Below are 19,258 nucleotides of genomic sequence, written 5' to 3' on the forward strand. Positions count from 1 at the left end.
CTTTTCAATAAAGTTATCTGATTTTTTGGCGTATGAATATATTGGAATGTTATCGTGAATAGGAGAGAAGCGGATGAAGATTCGATCAATTGAACCGACACCAAGTCCCAATACAATGAAAGTGTTGCTCGATGAAGAGCTTCCATTCGGAACAAGCTACAACTATAAGCCAGCGCAGGCTGAACAAGCTCCTGAAATCATTAAGCAATTATTGAAAATCGAAGGTGTGAAGGGCATTTACCATGTCGCTGACTTTTTAGCTGTGGAACGGCATGCGAAATATGATTGGAAACCGATTTTAACAAAGGTGCGCGAAGTGTTTGGCGAACAGGTGGAGGATCTTAAAGAAAATGAATCGGTGCGCAATGAGCATTTTGGCGAAGTGAAAGTGTATGTGCAAATGCTTTATGGCTTGCCGATGCAAGTGAAGTTAACGGACGGTCACGAAGAGAGACGAGTGGGGTTGCCACAACCGTTTGTCGATGCGGTGCTAGAAGCGCAAAAACATGCGGGGAATATTGTCGTGGAGCGGAAATGGGTAGAAAAGGGCGTTCGATACGGAACATTTGAAGAAATCGGCGCTGAAATTGTCGAGGAGTTGTCCGCTGCTTATCCGCCAGAACGGCTCGAGCGATTCGTACACATGTTTAAACAAGGGGAGCAGGCGAAAACACAAAAACGAACAAGTGTTCAAGTGACTGAACAAATGTTGGATGATCCGGACTGGATGAAACGATATGCAGCGTTGGAACAGATGGCAGAGCCGACGGAAACCGATTTGCCCGTATTGGCAAAGGCGTTAAAAGATGAGAAAGTAGCGATTCGCCGTTTAGCGACAGCTTACTTAGGAATGATTGGCGGGAAAAACGTGCTTCCATATTTGTATGAAGCACTAAAGGATCCAGCTGTTTCTGTGCGGCGTACCGCTGGTGACTGTTTATCTGACATTGGTGACGTTGAATCGATTCCTGTTATGGTCGAAGCGCTAAAAGATGCAAGCAAGTTAGTTCGCTGGCGTGCAGCGATGTTTTTATATGAAAATGGAGATGAAACCGTCCTGCCTGCTTTAAAAGCAGCCGAAAACGATCCGGAATTTGAAGTAAGCATGCAAGTAAAAATGGCCATCGAACGAATCGAAGGTGGCGAAGAGGCGAAAGGATCTGTTTGGAAGCAAATGACGGAGAGTAGAAAGAGAGAGGAAGGGAAATATTGAGCCACTCTTCGAATGCTGAAAAGAAGATAGAGAGGAGAAGCAGCATGAACATTGTTATCAAACGACTCGATCATATACAAATTTGCATCCCAATCGGTGCAGAGGACGAAGCGCGGGCTTTTTATACGGGTGTGCTCGGTTTTGCCGAAATCGAAAAACCGAAAACGTTGAAAGCAAGCGGCGGGCTTTGGTATAAAATTGGCGATATTGAACTGCATATCGGTGTTGAAAACCGCGAAGGATATCGAAGCAAAAGCCATCCGGCGTTTGAAGTGGAAAATATCGAAGCAGTGCGGCGCTACTTGGAAGAAAAGGGAGTAGTGACACAAGACGAAAAAAACATTCCAGGTGTGACTCGCTTCTCCTTTCACGATCCGTTTCACAACCGAATAGAATTTCTTGAGAAACAGCAATAAAAGCGTGGGCAACAGTCTTCGTTTGACTTTGTTGACAATAAATTGAGACAGAAGTGGAAAAACTTCTGTCTTTTTTTTGCTTTTGTGACAAAATTCGACATCATTTGTCTTCGTTTTTGTGTAAGATAAGGGTAGTCATTTTAGTTGAGGATTAATTTTTTCGTTCCTGCTTTTATTATGACAATGAGTGCATTTGGACTGATTTATGTTATACGGAGAGAGCGGGACTATTGTCCAAAATGTGGTGGGAAGCTACTAGATTTTTATGTTGATCGCAATCAAAGAGCGTTTACCGAGGGAGAGTTAGAGGCGTTTAAAGTTTTACACCCAGAAGATCGTTCAACATTTCAGAAAGTGAAATATTGCCGCCAATGTCGAAAAGCATATCGGCGTATACATTAATTATGGATTCACTGCATAACAAAAATAAAGAGGAGAAACATGATGCGAATACGCAAATGCGCTAGAGCAGTAATCGTCAATGAATGTCATGAAATTCTTCTTCAAAAATTTGAATTTACGGATGTCGTAGGAAACGTCGTGTTATGGGTAACGCCTGGCGGTGGCGTCAAGAAAAATGAAACTCCAATCGAAGCTTTAAAAAGAGAATTGCGTGAAGAACTTAACATTACTGTTGACATTCATGGTGAGCCATTATTTGAAATTGATATACTCATTGAAGGAAAAAACGGTTCTTTCATAAGCCGTGAGATTTACTATAAGATAACGATTCAATCTAATACTATATTTTCTATAGAGAACATGACTGAAAAAGAGAAAAATATGTTTGTAGATTTAAAGTGGTGGAGTAAGGAGCAGTTGAAGAAAATCGAAAACTTTGCCCCGCGTGAAATATTGAACTATTTTTAAATATTATGTTTTGGGGTTTTTAGGCGCAAAATTGATAGGGTGAAGAATTTTTATTCGCTGTCATTTTCCCGTTAGTAACTGTGAAATCCGTATCGATTCTTACAGTGTCGTTGACTCCAAAAAAGGAGAATGTGTAACCAAAGCAGTGGAGGGAAAAGACAGGCTTGCATATTGAATTATCTCCAATGGAAAGGAAGATTTCGGTGGCAAATAACCAGAATGCAAATATGAAAAAAGTAGTCGCAAATTTATTTCGAGCTCGTTTTCCATTTCTTTATATTTCTACATGGGAAGAAGAAAGGGTTCTCTCATTTATTCGCTCTATTGCTTCTGACATTTCGTTAATTAAGACGTCTAGAGAAGTAATTACGTGGAAGTTGACAACAGGGCTTGTGATCAACGGGAAACCGTTGCATGATACAAAAAATCCAATGAAGGCATTGGAGTTTATAGAAAATTATGAAGAACCGTCTATTTTTGTTCTTCACGATTTTCACATATACTTTGGGGAACAAAATAGATGTCCAGATTTTCAAATTGTAAGGAAGTTAAGAGATATGGCTGTAAATATTAAGCAAAGTATATATCCAAAAAATGTTATTTTCATTTCTCCTATTCTTCTGCTTCCAGTAGAACTTCAAAAAGATATTACCATTATCGATTTCGAACTTCCTACTTTCGAAGAGATTATGGGTATTTTAGACGAAATGATTGATGTGAATAAGCAAAATGGTCGGATTACGATTAACTTAAAAGAAAATGAAAAAGAAAAATTGGCTAAGGCAGCGTTAGGATTGACTCTTTCGGAAGCAGAAAACGCCTTTGCAAGAGCAATGGTGGAAGACGGTCAGCTTGATGTCAATGATGTAGAAGTGATTTTAAAAGAAAAAGAACAAATTATCAAAAAAACAGGAATTTTAGAGTTTATACATAGCGACTTCAGTATGGATGATGTAGGTGGATTAGAAAATCTAAAAAGATGGCTTAAGAAGCGAAATAAATCATGGTTGGAGTCCGCTCAACGATACGGTCTTCCTTCTCCAAAAGGAGTATTAATTACAGGTGTTCCTGGGTGCGGAAAAAGCTTAATTAGTAAAGCAATTAGTGCAATGTGGCAACTTCCACTTCTTCGGTTAGACATAGGAAAAATTTTTAGTGGTGTGGTTGGAAGTAGCGAGGAAAATATGAGAAAAGCCATCAAAACAGCTGAAGCGATCGCCCCTTCTATTCTTTGGATTGATGAAATCGAAAAAGGTTTTAGTGGAGTGCAATCTACCGGTGATAGCGGCACAACATCACGGGTTTTTGGGCATTTTCTAACATGGATGCAGGAAAAAACGAAGCCGGTGTTTGTTGTCGCGACGGCAAATAATATTTCTAGTTTGCCTCCGGAGTTTTTACGGAAGGGGCGATTTGACGAAGTGTTTTTCGTAGATCTCCCAACCTATCGAGAACGAGTTGAGATTTTCCGAGTCCACTTAAATAAAAGACTAAAGGATCCAAGAGCGACGGGGACCTTTACTGTTTCTGAGGAAATTTTAAATAAACTTGCTAGTTTAACAGAAGGGTTTATTGGGGCAGAAATTGAACAAATCGTCATAGATGGATTGTTCGAAGCATTTTTCGAAGAGCGAAGTGTAACATTTGAGGATTTTGAAAAAGCATGTAAAAAAATTGTTCCTCTCTCTGTGACGCAAGCAGAGCAAATTCAAAAGATTCGCGAGTGGGCCAACGTTCGAGCTGTAACAGCAACCCCTCGAGAAGATTTAGAGGAATATGTTGCTAGTGATTCAAATAGTCATGATGATATATGCCGATTGAGTGGGGGAAGAACGATAGATTTCTAAAATAAATTTGAAAGGTGAGAGAGATGAGTATTGAGCTTGTGTTAATTCCAGTCGGGATTGCAGTTGCGCAATCTGTCAGTTCGATGCTTGAAAATAGAATAGATCGTAGTTTCAGGCTCAGAACGGTCATGAAGGATGAAATGTTGTTGCAAAAGGCATTAGAGCAATATGGATGCCATGTAAATGTATTGACAAACGATAACTATGAAACGGAAATAGCAACAACAAAAATATGGTTTGAAAAAAATGAGGATGGGGTTTTCGAAGCGATTTTTCCTAAAGAGGTAAAAGTGGATGATGCAACGGTTTTTATCGAAAATCTAACGAGTGAATATAAATATGTTCTTCAACAAGAGACATATAAAAAAGTAATCGAGAGAGCGAGAGAAAAAGGATTTATTTTAGAAACGGAAGAAATACAACAAGATCGAACGATTGTGCTGACTTTAAGAGTAAATTCATAAGGTGATTGAGATGAACGAGAAAAAAGTTATTATAAAAATTACAGAAGATGGGAAAATATTAGCTGAGACGGTGGGGATTAAAGGAAAACAGTGTCTTGACTATATTCGTGTATTAGAAGAGTTGCTTGAAGCTGAAACAATCGATTCTCAATTTACACATGAGTATTTTGAAACAAATGTTTTAATGAATGACATTCAACAGCAAATGATTAAAGAGGAGTGAGAGCGTGAAAAAACAGATTACAAGTAAGGGAAGAAAGTGGGAGATAATGAATTCTTTTTGGATGATTTGGGCTTTTTTTCCTTTTGGTTTTTTTAACTACATCTCTTTTTTTTACACCTCCTACAGAGTGAAACAAAGAAAATGGTTTATTGCTGGAGTAATCTATTCGATTCCGTTTATATTGTTTTCGATTGTGAACGAAATAGTGAGTGAAAACCATTGGTTAAATGATTTGTCATTTATCGTTCTTTTCATTTCTTGGATTGCATCGATTGTCCATGTTTTCAACATGAGAACGGAGTATTTGCTTCGTCTCGAAGCAAGAGCTCTATCAAAAGCACGCGAACTCGAACAGTTGAAAACAATAATTAAAGAAGAGTATAAAGGCATTGATATGTCAATGATGGAAGCTGAAAAACGATACGTAGGAAAACCTGTCATGGAGAAATTAGTTGATATTAACAAAGCAACAGAAGAAAAAATCTCCTCTATCCCTGCCATTGGAGGGCTATTAGCTAAAAAAATAGTTATGGTTCGTGAAAAGGAAGGAGGATTTCGATCTTTAGAGCACTTCTCTGATTGTTTACAGTTAAAGCCACATGTAGTCGAAAAGATAAGACCGTTCATTAAATTTCCTGAACTTGAATCGCCATCGAAACAAAATAAATATGAAGGAAGGATCGTCGATTTTTAATGGAACTTATGATTCATCATTTTTTACCGTTGACAATGGTAGAAGGGCCAGGGAAAAGATCGTGCCTTTGGGTACAAGGGTGTTCAATCCGTTGCCAAGGGTGTGTAGTACCTTGGACATGGGACCAAAACAAAGGGAAGAAGAAAGAGATTCAAGCTTTGTTTGCTGAAATCGAAAGAAGCAAGAGGGAACATGGCATTGAAGGAGTTACTTTTCTCGGAGGAGAACCGTTTGATCAAGCACGACCTCTAGCCAAGTTAGCTGCGATGGTGAAGGAAATTGGCTTATCAGTGATGACTTTTACCGGTTATTTATATGAAGATATTATATCATCAAACAATCCACATCATATGGAACTTTTACAAATGACCGATTTACTTGTCGATGGTCCATTTATAAAAGAGAAATTGGATGTGAGCCGACCGTGGGTTGGTTCTTCGAATCAAAGGTATCATTTCTTGACACCGAGGTATGAATACTTGAGGGAACAACTTTTGAGCATTCCAAATAAAGTTGAGGTTCGGTTAAATATAGATGGATCAGTGGCCGTGAATGGCATGGTTACGCTAGATTTATTAAAAGAAATTTTGTTAGAGAAAGAATATAAGGTAGAAAAGAAAAGATAGCGTATATACTGTCAAACCAAAAGAATGATCGAGATTTGTAGAAGAGGCTGACCTTTTCGTTCTAAAAGTAGCTACATCCTGGATGAAGATATATATCGCGTTGTTTTTACGTATCTTGTCCAAAGTATGAAACGCCTCATGATGATATACGATACATTCTTTTAGAAAAAGTGTTTAACGAAAACAAGCGTTAGCGTAGAAAGCATATCGTAATCATTGTTATTGGGATCGTTCGCGGAAGGCACATGTATTTTTGACAGTCTAGTAGGATGAACATGTATCGGCAAGGGGGATGGGGATGATTCGTAAATTGAGCGGGGCAGATCATGATGTTGTGTTTTCTTTTTTAAAGCAGGAGCCTTCATTGAATCTTTTTATTATTGGTGATATTGAGGCGTTCGGTTACGAGCAGGAATTCCAAGAGTTGTGGGGCGATTTTGATGAGAATGGTAGATTGAGAGGCGTATTGTTGCGATTTTACGATTCGTATATTCCTTATGCTCCGGGGGATTTGGATATTGAAGGATTTGCAGAAGTGATGCGAAATACTTCTCATCCTGTTCGTCTTTCTGGGAAAACGGAGCTTGTCGCAAAATTTGAACCTCTCTTACTGCTTGGAAAAAAGCGAGTCACGTATTTTTGTGAATGTAACGAAATCACATTTCCAGAAGAGCAAAGTCGCTATGAAATTAAGCGGGCAACGATTGATGATGTCGATCGAATACTTGAACTGCGTCGACGCATCACGGAGTTTTCGGTACCGCCGTCATCGCGAGATATGCTAGTCAAATCGTTAGAAACAAATACAGGGCGTGTGTACTATATCGAGGAAGATGGTCGCATGGTGTCGTCTGTCGCAACAACTGCAGAAAATACGCTATCTGCGATGGTTGTCGGCGTGTGTACAGATCCGAATCGTCGCCACAAAGGATATGCAAGCGAAATTATGAAGCGCGTCATTCAAGATTACGTTCGCATTGGAAAAACGTTATGTTTATTTTATGACAATCCGAATGCGGGTCGTATTTATAAAAGACTGGGTTTTCATGATATCGGGATGTGGACGATGTACGGATAATTTCTGGATAGATGTAGAAAACGTGGAGTTAACGGGCTTCACGTTTTTCTTTTGTTGCATAGGTGAGCTATAATGGAGAGGTCAGATGAACCGAAGGGGAAGGATTGGTCGGTCATGCACATCATATTGTTTGATGGCGTTTGTCATTTTTGTAGTGCAACGGTTCGGTTTATTATTGAAAGAGACGAAAAAGCTTATTTTCGTTTTGCTTCGTTGCAAAGTGAAGCAGGTCAAGCGTTGCTTAAGAAATATCATATCCCTCAACAACTCGATAGTTTTATATTCATCGATGAATCTACATACTATGTTAAATCTACTGCAGCGTTACGCGTATGCAAACATTTGCGAGGATTTTGGAAGTACTTATATTGGTTTATTCTTATTCCTTTTCCTATTCGCGATCGAGTATATGATTGGATCGCGAAAAATAGGTATCGTTGGTTTGGAAAGACGGATTGCTGCTTTGTTCCGACAGAGGATATAAAAAAGCGCTTTTTATAGTGAAACGTGGTCAGTGAAGGAGGAAAAAATGATTCAAGGAGAAAATTTGTTGCTTGTAGCAAGTCTAGTTATGACATATTTGTTTTTTTATTATGGTGTGTTCGTTTTAAAAGTAGAACGACGCATGATGGATATGATTTTTAATAGTTTCGTGTATGGTTTGATCATATGGAAATTAAGCTACGGCATTGTACATCCGAACATGGTGCTAGAAAATCCATTAACACTTCTTTATTTTAACGGTGGTGTTGTGGGACTTGTTTTAGCAGGGGTATTCATTGTCGTGTATACATATTGGCAGTTGAAAATACAGCACATTCCGTTCGACGCTTATATACGTGTAGTTACCCCAATATATTTTGGATATTGGATTGTATTTCTCGTATGGAAGGGAAGTGGATTTCCAGAAAATCGCTTCATTTGGCTACAAGCTGTCGTCGCTGTTGTTTTCTTTATTGTTTCTTCACGTATAAAAACGACGAGAAAGCTATGGCAACTGCTTGTTTCGTTCCATATTCTCGTCTTCATCTTCTTATCCATATCGGATATGACAAAAGAAACAACTTCGCAGCAATCGAGTTCGAACATTGGAATTGATGTAGGAGAAATTGCCCCTGATTTCGAGTTAATGACATTACAGGGCGAAAAAATGAAGCTGTCTCAGTTTCGAGGGAAAAAAGTAGTTTTAAATTTTTGGGCATCATGGTGTCCTCCGTGCCGTGCGGAAATGCCAGAGATGCAACGATTTTATGAGCAGTATGGACAACATGTCGCGATTGTAGCGGTCAATTTGACGAATAAAGAAAAAAATCGTCACGTCGTCGAAACGTTCGTGAATCAAAAAAGATTGACATTTGATATCATGCTTGATGAGCAAGGAACAGTTAGTAAAACATATAAAGTGATTACCATTCCGACTTCGTATATCATCGATGAACAAGGGGTCATTCGTAGCAAACATGTCGGTCCACTTTCATATGAGGCAATGAAACGAGCGATGTTGTCGAAATGATGTTGCGGTATCAAACATTGAGCGAACAGCTGTTATATCTGTCCGCTCATTTGCTTTTGCGATTTTCTATTTGCATATAGTCGAGCAAAACTGCAATGGCTTAACAGTACCCGCCACACTTTAAGCAGATGATTTGAAGGAAAAAAGATATGTTCGTTACAATAAGAGAGAAAATTCCCTCCGCTTTGGAGAGATGAAACTGAGGTGTATCGATGAAGATTGAAGTATGGTCCGATTTTGTTTGTCCGTTTTGTTATATTGGCAAGCGGCGATTAGAGCAGACGCTCGAGCCTTTTCCGCATCGGGAGAATGTTGAGGTTGTTTTCCGTAGCTTTGAACTTGATCCGAATGCGAAAAAAGAAACACCATTTAGCATCCACGAAATCATTGCGCAAAAATACGGCATGTCCGTAGAAGAAGCGAAGCGAGCAAATGCCGATATTGGCAAGCAAGCGGAGGCGATTGGTCTCACGTTCCGCTTTGAGACGATGAAGCCGACCAATACGTTTGATGCGCATCGTTTGGCACAATACGCGAAAGAAAAAGGAAAACTTCATGAAGTGGTGGAGCGGCTGTTTTACGCCTATTTCACTGAATCGAAGCGAATTAGCGACCGCGATGTGTTGCTTGAGCTTGCCGAAGCAGCAGGACTTGGCCGCAAAGAGGCGGAATCGGTGCTTGATGGCGAGCATTATGCAGAACAAGTGCGAAAAGAGGAAGCAATGGCGGCTCAACTCGGCATCCGCGGTGTACCGTTTTTCGTGTTAAATGGAAAATATGCGATTTCTGGTGCTCAGCCCGTCGAAGTATTCCGTCAGGCGTTAGAGAAAGTTTGGATGGAAGAACAGCAGTCATCCTCGCTACCATCGCTAGCAGAAGAAGGAAAAACGTGTACGGATGGAAATTGCTCTATCGACTAAATAACTCAAGCGAATAAATGCCGGCTAGAAGCTAGCCGGCTCATCTTGTTGAAAAAACGACAAGCTGAGACGCTCAAGACATAACAATTCAAGCGTTTTTTTCGTGATACTATTGTTTTTTTAAAATTTTTGGCATTATGAACATCTTGTTTGTCAAACGCATTTTGTAGCAAAGAGCGCGTTTTTTCAAATTCCTTTGCTTATTCAACTTTCCCACCTTAGCTGAAGGGCCTCCTTTTCTCTATAAGTGAGAGGTCAAGACCATGCTTTTTTCAACAATTCTACTCCGAGTTGGATTTCATCAAAAGAAAGATTGCTAAAACCAAGTTTAATCATTGGTTTGTCTGAATGGTTTTTAATAACGTAGCGCGAAGTAGGATACACTTTTACTCCATAAGAGAAAGCTCGCTCGATAAGCCATTCTTTTGAACAGTTCAAGTGTACCTTGACTAATATATATAACCCAGACTGTTCACCGATAATGGTTATCTTATCCTCAAACGCTTTTCTTAATAATGATACGAAGTGTTGCATTTTTCGCTTATAAACAAGGCGCATTCGTTTAATGTGTCGGTTCCATTCGCCTTCTTCCATAAACTTCGCCATAGCGAGTTGGCTAATGAGTGATGCAGTATTTTCGAAAAGGAAAAATTGCTCTTTGTAACGATTTAACAGATGTTGTGGCAACACCATGTAGCTTAAACGAATCCCTGGAAGAAAAGCTTTTGAGAAATTCCCTAGATAAATGACTCTTGTCGAATCAATGGAAGCAAGAGCAGGGAACGGTTTTTGCGTATAGCGAAATTCACTATCGTAATCATCTTCAATGATATATCCCTTCACTTTGTTGACCCAATGAATGAGCAGTTGTCGTTGTTGGATGGACATGCTTACTCCCATCGGGCTTTGATGAGAGGGGGTTACATAAATTAATTGGGAGTGCATTTGTTCTAGCTTGGAAAGATCCACACCGGTTTCGTAAACCGGCAATGTTTCGAACATAAAACGATGAAATTGAAAGGCTTCCCGAGCACCGTCGTAACCAGGATCTTCAACGATAATACTTTGGAACTCATCCCTCAGTATACGCCCAAGGTATACAAGCATTTGTTGGGTACTACTTCCGATGATCACTGCATTTGGATCCGTTTTTACACCACGCGATTGAAAAAGATAGGCTGCAATTTGTTCGCGCAGGCATAATTCTCCAAAAGGATCTCCATACCGAAAGCTATCCTTTATTGTTAGTACTTGATTAGAGATTTTTCTCCATGTTTTGAAAGGAAAATGTGATTGATCTACGACATCTGCCCGAAAGTCAACAAAAACAGTTGGCGCAAGATTTATTTGCTTAGGTTGCGAAGCGGTGTAAATTTCATGAACGAGAAAGGGCTCTAATTCATTCACAAAATAGCCTTTTCGACTTTCTCCACGAATATATCCCTCAGCAACAAGCTGCTCGTATGCCATTAGTGTTGTATTGCGGCTAACATGTAAAGACTCTGCAAGTTGCCGAATGGATGGCAATCGCTCGTTCGGTTTTATGTCGCCTTGCTCAATAAAAAATTTGAGTTTTTCGTAGATTTGTTTGTATTTAGGGGAGCGATCATGGAAAGGGAAAATCATATTTTGCATTTTTATCATCCTGACATGTTATTTTTTTTATTATTGTACCTTTTTAAATGTCAGTTTAAATTATACCATGTTTTGTAGAGAGTTGGTTTATATCAAAAATAAAGTAGAGGAGAGTGGCTATGTATATTCCAGATGATTTTGCGATCACAGAAACAGCGGTTGCTTATGAAACTATAGAGAAAAATAGTTTTGCCACATTGTTCTCTATCCATAGAGGGGAGCCGTTTGCTACACATTTACCTTTGCTATTGAATAAGGAGAAAACGTATTTGTATGGTCATTTTGCCCGTTCGAACCCACAATGGAAAGATATTGAAAATCAAACTGTTTTAGCGGTGTTTCACGGTCCGCATTGTTATATTTCTCCTTCTTGGTATGAAACGAATCAAGCCGTGCCAACGTGGAATTATGTAGTGGTGCATGTGTATGGCGAGGTTGAGTTAATCGAGGATGAACACGAGCTAATGAGTTCCTTAAATGATATGGTACTTAAGTATGAAGCTGATAATCGTTCGTACAGGCTGCAAGATGTAGGCGCGGACCTTCTTCATGGCATGATGAAAGGAATTCAAGGATTCAAAATAAAAATCAATAAGATCGAAGGGAAGGCAAAACTAAGCCAAAACCATTCTCGTCATAGACAAGAACTCGTGATAAAACAATTAGAACAAATCCCGTTACCAAACGAGCAACAAATCGCCACTTTAATGAAAGAAAATTTGAAAAATAAAATGTAATTTTATTGGTTGAAAAGGAGTGAAATATAATGGATTCAACAATTTGGTTATTTGTTATTTCGGCGACTGTATTATTAATCATGCCTGGACCTGCGGTGTTTTATATTATGGCAAGAAGTATCGATCAAGGGAAGGAAGCGGGGCTTGTGTCGGTTCTTGGTGTTTCTCTTGGTGGCGCTGTTCATGTTTTGGCAGGAGCAGTTGGAGTATCCGCCATTCTTATGACATCTGCTACAGCTTTTACGATTGTGAAATATTTGGGGGCTGTTTATCTCGTTTATCTCGGGTGCAAAACTTTATTTTCTACATCTCACGAAAATCATGTCGCCAGTTCAAAAACGAATCATAAAAAATTATGGAAGATTTTTTATGAATCGGTAATCGTCGAAGTGATGAATCCTAAAACAGCATTGTTTTTTCTCGCTTTCTTTCCGCAGTTCATCACACCTTATGCAGGCTCGGTCCCTGCACAATTTTTACTTTTAGGAACGATATTTATTATCCTCGCTTTTATTAACGATAGTCTATATGCCATTCTTGCAGCGAGCATTCGAAAATGGATCGTGGGAAAAAAGGGACATGCGAAGGTAGTGAACAAGGTAACGGGTTACTTATATATTGTCTTAGGGATATTTTCAACCTTTGCAAGCCCGTCTAACAAGTAGAGGATGATGTCATTTATTACGGACAAATTTGCGATCCTATCCATTCGATTTACTGTACGTAAATTAAATAAGCGAACAGTTGTTATATCTGTTCGCTCATTTGCTTTTGCGATTTTCTATTTGCCATTTTGGCATATAGTTCAGGAAAGCTGCAATGGGATACAATTGATTCAATTAATATTTGTTTCGTGTCTCTCTTTTGTAATTTCATATTCATTTGTAATCCGATCTGAAGTAGTTGTTCTTTTTTGAAAGACGATAAAAATGTTGTTGCTTCCTCTTTGTTCATATTTTTAATTTGTTTCATGACATGTGAGTAATCAATTTCGCTTGTGATTTGTTTTTTTTGATGTTGCAACTTTGTAGAAAGATCATCTAGCATCTCATCAACCGTACAGTGTTCGTAATGCTTTAAAATAATCAGTGTTTTTTCTAATATATTTGCTAATGTTTTTACATTCATACAACAATTCCTCCGCTCATTCGGTTTAAAAATTCAAGTGTAATTTTTTTCACACATTCGCTTTGTTTTGCTTGGTTGTTTTCAACAGCAAATACAGGATAGCTGAGCGCAGATGCTTTTGTGATGGCATCACCGTATGGTAAATAGTTGTTAAATATCATATCAGGTGAAAGGGTATGTTTTAATGTATTGATCATATTTGTTTGTGTATGTTTTGGTTGGTTTCCGTACTCTCGAATGAAATTGAGGACGATGCCGATGAGTTTTGTATCGCTATATTCTTTCGAACTCGATTGAAATCTTTCATTTAATTCATCTACTTTATTTTTAATTGCTGAAATACCATATGAAGAAAGACGATCAGGAATCGCGGGAATTAAGTAGTAATCGCTTGCGTACAAGGCGTTTTGTGTAATGTAATTTAAATTTGGCGGACAATCGATAAAAATAAAATCATACTCATGTTTCACCGTGTTTAAAATGTGGTGCAGCATTTGAAATTTATAAATGTCTGAACCAAATAAATGTTCTTTAAAATGTGGTCGGGAATAAACGGCAATGTCCATGTCCGTATGAATAAGTTCCGCATGTGCTGGAAGCAAATCAATATGTTCATATACTTTCCCATTTCCGCTTCGCACGCATGCTTTTAAAATAAAGTCGTTCACATCGACTTGTGGATGCTCATTTTTCAAGTAATGTTCGATTAAATCTTTCAATGTGCCGATCGGAGGTGTTTTATGATAGGCTAATTGTTCAAACCATTCTGGTGTTAGACATGAAATGGAAAGGTTACATTGGGCATCCGCATCTACTAATAACACCTTCGGTTGAGAATATGTAAGATCAAATAATTCCAATTCGTCAGATGATAAATGTTGCAGTCCTGTTGCTAAATGATGGGTGACGGTTGTCTTTCCTACGCCACCTTTCCAGTTGATGATGCTCACTACTTTTGCTTGCCGCTCCATGATGATCCCCCCTGTTGCATATAGACGGTTTATTTGTATGAGAAAAACGGAAAGGTTATGACGGATTTTTTCTATAGTCATGTCATGATTCGTGTTATAGTCATATCCTCGTGGGGGAAACAACTGCTAACGTATGAAACAAAACAATTCGATTCATATGTTGGGATGGAAGTGCGTGTTGTTGATGGAAAATTTGTGTATTGTCCAACTCGTTTGAACGATTGTTTTATGTTATAATTGTTATGACAATTATAATGAAGAGGTGAGCCATATGCTATATGCAGATCGGAAAGTGTTGAAAATAGGAAACTCACTAGGAGTTACTTTTCCTATGGAATTCCTTCAAAAGCTTGATATACATCAAGGAGACGAAATACAGATGGAGTTTAAAGATAACCAAATTGTGATAAAGAAAAGTAACAAAGTGAACTTGCCAAAAGGCATTTCGAAAGATTTTTTTGACGTGTTAAATGAAACGCTCGAGGAGTATGACGAAACGATTAAGGGGCTTGTTGATCGGTGAGATATTTAACAGTAGAGGAAATCATTGCGATGAACTTCTTCATTATTGAGAAATACTCGCCTCGTGAAATGAAAGGTGTAAAAGAAAAATCATTATTGGAATCTGCCGTGTATCGTCCACAACAAAGTGTGCTTGGCGAAGATGCTTATCCTACTATTTTTGAGAAAGCAGCTGCATTGTTTGAGTCTTTGGCGAAAAACCATTGTTTCCATAACGCAAACAAACGAACAGCTTTTGTTGCTCTTATTCAATTAAATGGGTAGTTGTCGTTCGCTTTGTAAACATGCTGCACAACCTGTATGGTCTTCATGAAAATGAGTAATGACAACTTGGTCAATTTGTAATTGGTTGAAAAACTGTGTAAATTCTCGTGCTAACGATTGTGCTCCGGTGTCAATCAATACACCATCAATCGAGAAACAATGAACATTTAAGCGAACTCCTTGAAATGTTAGAGTACCTTTGGCAACGTGGACATCGCCAACCTTTTCTTGTTCAAATTTTTTCTTTAGTAACATCCCCACTCCCCCTTAATTCCATTATACTATACAAAAATGAATAGTCATTCATTATTTTTGGTTTTATGAAAATCATCGTTTTTGTGTTTCATTCATAAAAAATGAGCTGCCCTAAAGCAACTCATCATATGACTAAAATACTTTTGATCTTGTCAAAAAACGTACTCCTTCGGATCCTTCAAGTGAAAACATGCCACCGCGGCCAGGTACAACATCAATAATAAGTTGTGTATGTTTCCAATATTCATATTGAGCAGCATGCATATAAAATGGACATCCTCCAATTTCGCCAAGCAATACATCTGAGTCACCGATCATAAACTCTCCTTGCGGGTAACACATCGGTGAACTTCCGTCGCAACATCCACCTGATTGATGAAACATCAGTGGACCATATTTCGCTTTTAGCTTTTCAATAAGTTGTAGGGCTGCGTCGGTCGCTATGACTTTCGATTGCATGTGTCCCATCCTTTCAAAAAGGCAGCGCTTTCGAGACGCTGCCTTGACGATTAAAAAAATCCAAGTTTTTTCGGTGAGTAGCTAACAAGTAAGTTTTTCGTTTGTTGATAATGTTCGAGCATCATTTTGTGCGTTTCACGTCCGATTCCTGACATTTTATATCCACCAAATGCCGCATGCGCAGGATATGCGTGGTAACAATTTGTCCATACACGTCCAGCTTGAATGCCACGTCCAAAACGATACGCTGTATTAATATCGCGCGTCCATACTCCAGCACCTAGTCCGTATAATGTGTCATTTGCGATCGCTAACGCTTCATCTTTATCTTTAAATGTGGTGACAGATACAACCGGACCGAAAATTTCTTCTTGGAAGATGCGCATACGATTATGCCCTTTAAAGACGGTTGGTTTGACATAATAACCACCTTGTAAGTCTCCTTCTAACATATTGCGCTCGCCGCCGATTAGAAGTTCAGCCCCTTCTTGTTTACCGATGTCGATGTATGACAAAATTTTCTCTAGCTGTTCAGATGAGGCTTGAGCGCCAATCATCGTATTCGTATCGAGCGGATTTCCTTGTTTAATTTGCTTCACTCGTTCTAAAGCCCGCTCCATAAACACATCGTAAATCGATTCTTCGATTAACGCGCGTGAAGGGCATGTACAAACTTCCCCTTGATTTAATGCAAACATCGTAAAACCTTCCAATGCTTTATCGAAAAATTCATCATCTTTCGCAACAACGTCAGCGAAGAAAATGTTTGGTGATTTTCCGCCGAGTTCAAGCGTAACCGGAATTAAATTTTGAGATGCATATTGCATAATTAAACGTCCGGTTGTTGTTTCGCCAGTAAAGGCAACTTTCGCAATTCGTGGGTTAGAAGCGAGCGGTTTGCCAGCTTCAAGACCAAATCCGTTGACGACGTTGATAACACCTTTTGGTAATAAGTCTTGAATTAACTCGATTAGCACAAGAATCGATGTTGGAGTTTGTTCTGCTGGCTTTAATACGACGCAGTTACCAGCAGCTAAAGCAGGTGCGAGTTTCCACGCTGCCATTAAAATTGGGAAGTTCCAAGGGATAATTTGTCCGACAACTCCAAGCGGCTCTTTGAAATGATAAGCGACGGTATCATCGTCAAGCTCTGCAAGCGTGCCTTCTTCAGCGCGAATGCAACCCGCAAAATAGCGGAAATGATCAATTGCCAACGGAATGTCAGCGGCACGCGTTTCACGAATCGGTTTTCCGTTTTCCCATGTTTCTGCGACCGCAAGCATGTCTAAATTCTCTTCCATTCGGTCTGCGATTTTATTTAATAGGCGTGCACGTTCAGCGACAGATGTGCGTCCCCATGTTTCTTTCGCCGCATGAGCAGCATCGAGTGCTAATTCGATATCAGCTGCTTTCGAGCGAGGAACTTCGCAATATACTTGTCCAGTAACGGGCGAAATATTTTCAAAATATTCACCGTCAATGGGAGGTACCCATTCTCCACCGATGAAATTTTCGTATCTCTTTTTAAATGTAATGAGTGAGCCAGGTTGCCCAGGCTGAGCATAAATCATGTAAACTCCTCCTTTTGTATCCGTTTTCAAGTGAAAATAAATGACCAAGTCTGATACACATCATATGTGTCGATTTAGTGAAATATGATCTACTACATCGTTTTTATTTCACTTATTTGATTGATTATCGGATTACAAGAAGTTCTTATATTTCGTTAGCTAAATAAAGAGGGGAGATTATCTAAAAAGGAATTGTAGAAGAACATAGTTTGAAGGATCGAATTGAAGTGAATAGACTTGTTAGTGATATTTTTTAAAAGATCGAATAAAATTTGTTTAATGATAGAATGGAGTAGGTAGAAAGTCAGCTTTGTTTATGTAAGAGCGAGAGAAGCTTCTCGCCCTTATTTATTTTTGCTTAAAATTATATATCTTCGTTTATTGAAAATATTTTATAGATTTCTGATATTTTTCCTTTGTCAATCAATATATATACAACATCATTTTCAAGCAATCGCGCATTTCCTTTCGGGGTAATAATTTTTTCATTCCGAATAATAGCTGTGATTAAGCAATCTTTAGGTAAAGGAAGTTGACTAATTGTCATTTTCGATAAATGAGCTTGTTTACTTCCAATATGAATTTCAACAATTTCTTTATCCGCTTTTGTCGTTGACATTAATTCAAGGGAATGAGCGACCTCCTTTTTTTCTCCATGCAATAATCCTAGATGCTTAGCTAACAAAGAAATGGTTGATCCTTGAATAAGAGCAGAAATAAGAACAATAAAGAAAACAATATTAAAAATCAGTTGGCTATTTTCAACATTTGCAATGAGAGGGTAAGTTGCCAAAACGATCGGGACAGCACCTTTTAGACCTGCCCAGGAAAGAAACAGTTTTTCCTTCATAGAAAAACGCATTTTTATTGTGCTTACCATTACGCTAATTGGTCTTGCTACAATGATAAGAAAGATCGCAAGAACAATGCCTTCCCACGCTACCTCTACTAACTCATTCGGAAAAACAAGTAATCCAAGTAAAATGAACATAAATATTTGCATCATCCATGCTAATCCTTCATTAAAACGAAAAACAGAATGACGATAAACGATTTGGGAATTACCGACAAAAACAGCCATGATATATACAGCAAGGAATCCACTACCTTTCATTAAAGCGGCAGTGCTATAGGAGAGTACTGCAAATGATAGAGATAGGATGGGATATAATCCAGACGAATCCAGATGAATTTTGTTCATACACCAAATGGTTAATTTCCCTATTCCAAGTCCAATTAAGATGCCTGAAATAATTTGCCAAAAAACCCCAATAAAGTATGAAGTATAGATATTTCAGGATTTTGGACGAACGTAATTAAAGAAAGAGTTAAAATAACAGCCATAGGGTCATTCATTCCTGATTCTGCCTCTAGTGTTGCAGAGAGACGACGGTTTACATATACGCTCCCTAATGTAGCGAAAATGGCTGCTGCATCAGTAGAAGACACGATGGCTCCCAGTAGTAGCCCCTCTGCCCATGAAATATTTAAAATATATTTTGCAAAGGCACCGACACAAATAGCTGTAATAAGTACCCCGAATGTCGCAAGAGAGGAGGATGGAACGATCACTTTTTTTAATGTATTCCATTTTGTGTTCATGCCACCCTCAAACAAAATAACAATCAATGCAAAAATACCGAATATTTGAGTTAGGAAGGCGTTGTCGAAGTATATAAATTTCGATAAAATCATTCCAACCAGTATGTAGAAAACGAGGGACGGTACTCCTAACCACGAAGAAAACTTTGTCGTTAATACACCTATAATCAAAAGGAGTCCTAACAAAAAAATGATAAAATCGGTCAATATGTTTTTCTCTCCTCTCTAAATATTTATGAAATATACTGCT

At 38.7% G+C, this 19,258-nt stretch carries 20 protein-coding genes and 3 pseudogenes; 16 read left to right on the forward strand and 7 right to left on the reverse strand.

The window, feature by feature from the left end; all coding sequences use genetic code 11:
- Positions 1 to 73 precede the first annotated feature (73 nt).
- The 12 genes from AFK25_RS06165 to AFK25_RS06220 all read left to right on the forward strand — a co-directional run bounded on the left by AFK25_RS06165 (position 74) and on the right by AFK25_RS06220 (position 9,864).
- Positions 74 to 1,213, forward strand: coding sequence for a conserved virulence factor C family protein (locus AFK25_RS06165; protein WP_035065731.1), 1,140 nt, complete (start codon positions 74 to 76; stop codon positions 1,211 to 1,213).
- A 44-nt stretch (positions 1,214 to 1,257) separates the two neighbouring features.
- Positions 1,258 to 1,629: a VOC family protein gene (locus tag AFK25_RS06170; protein WP_035065729.1), complete on the forward strand. Its 372-nt coding sequence runs from the start codon at positions 1,258 to 1,260 to the stop codon at positions 1,627 to 1,629.
- Between the two features lie 444 nt (positions 1,630 to 2,073).
- Complete coding sequence (locus AFK25_RS06175; RefSeq protein WP_035065726.1) at positions 2,074 to 2,499, forward strand: NUDIX domain-containing protein; 426 nt, start codon at positions 2,074 to 2,076, stop codon at positions 2,497 to 2,499.
- Between the two features lie 164 nt (positions 2,500 to 2,663).
- The gene (locus tag AFK25_RS06180; RefSeq protein ID WP_240483409.1) at positions 2,664 to 4,346 is read left to right on the forward strand and encodes an AAA family ATPase; all 1,683 of its coding nucleotides are present in this window, start codon (positions 2,664 to 2,666) and stop codon (positions 4,344 to 4,346) included.
- Between the two features lie 23 nt (positions 4,347 to 4,369).
- A complete protein-coding gene (locus tag AFK25_RS06185) occupies positions 4,370 to 4,810 on the forward strand; it encodes a DUF1257 domain-containing protein (RefSeq protein ID WP_035065725.1) in 441 nt (146 codons plus the stop codon).
- Positions 4,811 to 4,820: 10 nt separating this feature from the next.
- Positions 4,821 to 5,033, forward strand: coding sequence for a DUF2997 domain-containing protein (locus AFK25_RS06190; protein ID WP_035065722.1), 213 nt, complete (start codon positions 4,821 to 4,823; stop codon positions 5,031 to 5,033).
- Positions 5,034 to 5,037: 4 nt separating this feature from the next.
- Positions 5,038 to 5,727: a ComEA family DNA-binding protein gene (locus AFK25_RS06195; RefSeq protein WP_035065719.1), complete on the forward strand. Its 690-nt coding sequence runs from the start codon at positions 5,038 to 5,040 to the stop codon at positions 5,725 to 5,727.
- A gap of 35 nt (positions 5,728 to 5,762) precedes the next feature.
- Positions 5,763 to 6,353, forward strand: coding sequence for a 4Fe-4S single cluster domain-containing protein (locus tag AFK25_RS06200; RefSeq protein WP_240483416.1), 591 nt, complete (start codon positions 5,763 to 5,765; stop codon positions 6,351 to 6,353).
- A 298-nt stretch (positions 6,354 to 6,651) separates the two neighbouring features.
- On the forward strand, positions 6,652 to 7,431 hold the full coding sequence (locus AFK25_RS06205; protein WP_035065701.1) for a GNAT family N-acetyltransferase: 780 nt from the start codon (positions 6,652 to 6,654) through the stop codon (positions 7,429 to 7,431).
- Between the two features lie 72 nt (positions 7,432 to 7,503).
- A complete protein-coding gene (locus tag AFK25_RS06210; protein ID WP_081957714.1) occupies positions 7,504 to 7,932 on the forward strand; it encodes a thiol-disulfide oxidoreductase DCC family protein in 429 nt (142 codons plus the stop codon).
- 28 nt (positions 7,933 to 7,960) lie between these two features.
- A complete protein-coding gene (locus AFK25_RS06215) occupies positions 7,961 to 8,944 on the forward strand; it encodes a peroxiredoxin family protein (RefSeq protein WP_035065695.1) in 984 nt (327 codons plus the stop codon).
- Between the two features lie 212 nt (positions 8,945 to 9,156).
- Positions 9,157 to 9,864, forward strand: a complete 708-nt coding sequence (locus AFK25_RS06220) for a DsbA family oxidoreductase (RefSeq protein WP_035065692.1) — start codon at positions 9,157 to 9,159, stop codon at positions 9,862 to 9,864.
- 255 nt (positions 9,865 to 10,119) lie between these two features.
- Here the strand turns inward: AFK25_RS06220 and pdxR are convergent, their stop codons facing one another.
- Positions 10,120 to 11,499 carry a MocR-like pyridoxine biosynthesis transcription factor PdxR gene (gene pdxR, locus AFK25_RS06225; RefSeq protein WP_035066025.1) on the reverse strand — a complete coding sequence of 460 codons (1,380 nt, stop codon included), beginning with the start codon at positions 11,497 to 11,499 and terminating at the stop codon, positions 10,120 to 10,122.
- Positions 11,500 to 11,618: 119 nt separating this feature from the next.
- Between pdxR and AFK25_RS06230 the strand changes: the two genes are divergently transcribed.
- Both AFK25_RS06230 and AFK25_RS06235 read left to right on the forward strand, forming a co-directional pair.
- Complete coding sequence (locus AFK25_RS06230; RefSeq protein ID WP_019417938.1) at positions 11,619 to 12,236, forward strand: FMN-binding negative transcriptional regulator; 618 nt, start codon at positions 11,619 to 11,621, stop codon at positions 12,234 to 12,236.
- A gap of 29 nt (positions 12,237 to 12,265) precedes the next feature.
- Positions 12,266 to 12,901, forward strand: a complete 636-nt coding sequence (locus tag AFK25_RS06235) for a LysE family translocator (RefSeq protein ID WP_019417937.1) — start codon at positions 12,266 to 12,268, stop codon at positions 12,899 to 12,901.
- Between the two features lie 82 nt (positions 12,902 to 12,983).
- Here the strand turns inward: AFK25_RS06235 and AFK25_RS06240 are convergent, their stop codons facing one another.
- On the reverse strand, positions 12,984 to 13,364 hold the full coding sequence (locus tag AFK25_RS06240; RefSeq protein WP_035065689.1) for a hypothetical protein: 381 nt from the start codon (positions 13,362 to 13,364) through the stop codon (positions 12,984 to 12,986).
- The gene (locus tag AFK25_RS06245; RefSeq protein WP_035065686.1) at positions 13,361 to 14,335 is read right to left on the reverse strand and encodes a ParA family protein; all 975 of its coding nucleotides are present in this window, start codon (positions 14,333 to 14,335) and stop codon (positions 13,361 to 13,363) included. The genes AFK25_RS06240 and AFK25_RS06245 overlap by 4 nt, the downstream gene beginning before the upstream one ends.
- A 271-nt stretch (positions 14,336 to 14,606) precedes the next feature.
- Here AFK25_RS06245 and AFK25_RS06255 point away from each other — a divergent pair, with 271 nt between their 5' ends.
- The gene (locus AFK25_RS06255; protein WP_035065680.1) at positions 14,607 to 14,858 is read left to right on the forward strand and encodes an AbrB/MazE/SpoVT family DNA-binding domain-containing protein; all 252 of its coding nucleotides are present in this window, start codon (positions 14,607 to 14,609) and stop codon (positions 14,856 to 14,858) included.
- A pseudogene (locus AFK25_RS06260) lies at positions 14,855 to 15,109 on the forward strand (type II toxin-antitoxin system death-on-curing family toxin); the annotation flags it as partial. The gene AFK25_RS06255 and the pseudogene AFK25_RS06260, both read left to right, overlap by 4 nt.
- Before the next feature lie 3 nt (positions 15,110 to 15,112).
- Here the strand turns inward: AFK25_RS06260 and AFK25_RS06265 are convergent.
- From AFK25_RS06265 to AFK25_RS06280, 4 genes and pseudogenes are all read right to left on the reverse strand, one after another.
- Positions 15,113 to 15,376, reverse strand: a pseudogene (locus AFK25_RS06265) (MBL fold metallo-hydrolase); the annotation flags it as partial.
- 132 nt (positions 15,377 to 15,508) lie between these two features.
- Complete coding sequence (locus AFK25_RS06270; RefSeq protein ID WP_035065673.1) at positions 15,509 to 15,835, reverse strand: DUF779 domain-containing protein; 327 nt, start codon at positions 15,833 to 15,835, stop codon at positions 15,509 to 15,511.
- Between the two features lie 50 nt (positions 15,836 to 15,885).
- Entirely contained in the window at positions 15,886 to 17,406 is a 1,521-nt protein-coding gene (gene adh / locus AFK25_RS06275; protein WP_035065671.1) for an aldehyde dehydrogenase, read from the reverse strand.
- A 364-nt stretch (positions 17,407 to 17,770) separates the two neighbouring features.
- A pseudogene (locus AFK25_RS06280) lies at positions 17,771 to 19,215 on the reverse strand (potassium/proton antiporter).
- Positions 19,216 to 19,258: the final 43 nt, after the last annotated feature.

Source organism: Anoxybacillus gonensis (assembly GCF_001187595.1).
Classification (GTDB): domain Bacteria; phylum Bacillota; class Bacilli; order Bacillales; family Anoxybacillaceae; genus Anoxybacillus; species Anoxybacillus gonensis.

What these genes read in the sequence shown, in the direction of transcription:
- AFK25_RS06165 (WP_035065731.1), top strand. Translation starts at nt 74, where the DNA reads ATGAAGATTCGATCAATTGAACCGACACCAAGTCCCAATACAATGAAA.
- AFK25_RS06170 (WP_035065729.1), top strand. Translation starts at nt 1,258, where the DNA reads ATGAACATTGTTATCAAACGACTCGATCATATACAAATTTGCATCCCA.
- AFK25_RS06175 (WP_035065726.1), top strand. Translation starts at nt 2,074, where the DNA reads ATGCGAATACGCAAATGCGCTAGAGCAGTAATCGTCAATGAATGTCAT.
- AFK25_RS06185 (WP_035065725.1), top strand. Translation starts at nt 4,370, where the DNA reads ATGAGTATTGAGCTTGTGTTAATTCCAGTCGGGATTGCAGTTGCGCAA.
- AFK25_RS06190 (WP_035065722.1), top strand. Translation starts at nt 4,821, where the DNA reads ATGAACGAGAAAAAAGTTATTATAAAAATTACAGAAGATGGGAAAATA.
- AFK25_RS06200 (WP_240483416.1), top strand. Translation starts at nt 5,763, where the DNA reads ATGGTAGAAGGGCCAGGGAAAAGATCGTGCCTTTGGGTACAAGGGTGT.
- AFK25_RS06205 (WP_035065701.1), top strand. Translation starts at nt 6,652, where the DNA reads ATGATTCGTAAATTGAGCGGGGCAGATCATGATGTTGTGTTTTCTTTT.
- AFK25_RS06210 (WP_081957714.1), top strand. Translation starts at nt 7,504, where the DNA reads ATGGAGAGGTCAGATGAACCGAAGGGGAAGGATTGGTCGGTCATGCAC.
- AFK25_RS06215 (WP_035065695.1), top strand. Translation starts at nt 7,961, where the DNA reads ATGATTCAAGGAGAAAATTTGTTGCTTGTAGCAAGTCTAGTTATGACA.
- AFK25_RS06220 (WP_035065692.1), top strand. Translation starts at nt 9,157, where the DNA reads ATGAAGATTGAAGTATGGTCCGATTTTGTTTGTCCGTTTTGTTATATT.
- pdxR (WP_035066025.1), bottom strand. Translation starts at nt 11,499, where the DNA reads ATGCAAAATATGATTTTCCCTTTCCATGATCGCTCCCCTAAATACAAA.
- AFK25_RS06230 (WP_019417938.1), top strand. Translation starts at nt 11,619, where the DNA reads ATGTATATTCCAGATGATTTTGCGATCACAGAAACAGCGGTTGCTTAT.
- AFK25_RS06235 (WP_019417937.1), top strand. Translation starts at nt 12,266, where the DNA reads ATGGATTCAACAATTTGGTTATTTGTTATTTCGGCGACTGTATTATTA.
- AFK25_RS06240 (WP_035065689.1), bottom strand. Translation starts at nt 13,364, where the DNA reads ATGAATGTAAAAACATTAGCAAATATATTAGAAAAAACACTGATTATT.
- AFK25_RS06245 (WP_035065686.1), bottom strand. Translation starts at nt 14,335, where the DNA reads ATGGAGCGGCAAGCAAAAGTAGTGAGCATCATCAACTGGAAAGGTGGC.
- AFK25_RS06255 (WP_035065680.1), top strand. Translation starts at nt 14,607, where the DNA reads ATGCTATATGCAGATCGGAAAGTGTTGAAAATAGGAAACTCACTAGGA.
- AFK25_RS06270 (WP_035065673.1), bottom strand. Translation starts at nt 15,835, where the DNA reads ATGCAATCGAAAGTCATAGCGACCGACGCAGCCCTACAACTTATTGAA.
- adh (WP_035065671.1), bottom strand. Translation starts at nt 17,406, where the DNA reads ATGATTTATGCTCAGCCTGGGCAACCTGGCTCACTCATTACATTTAAA.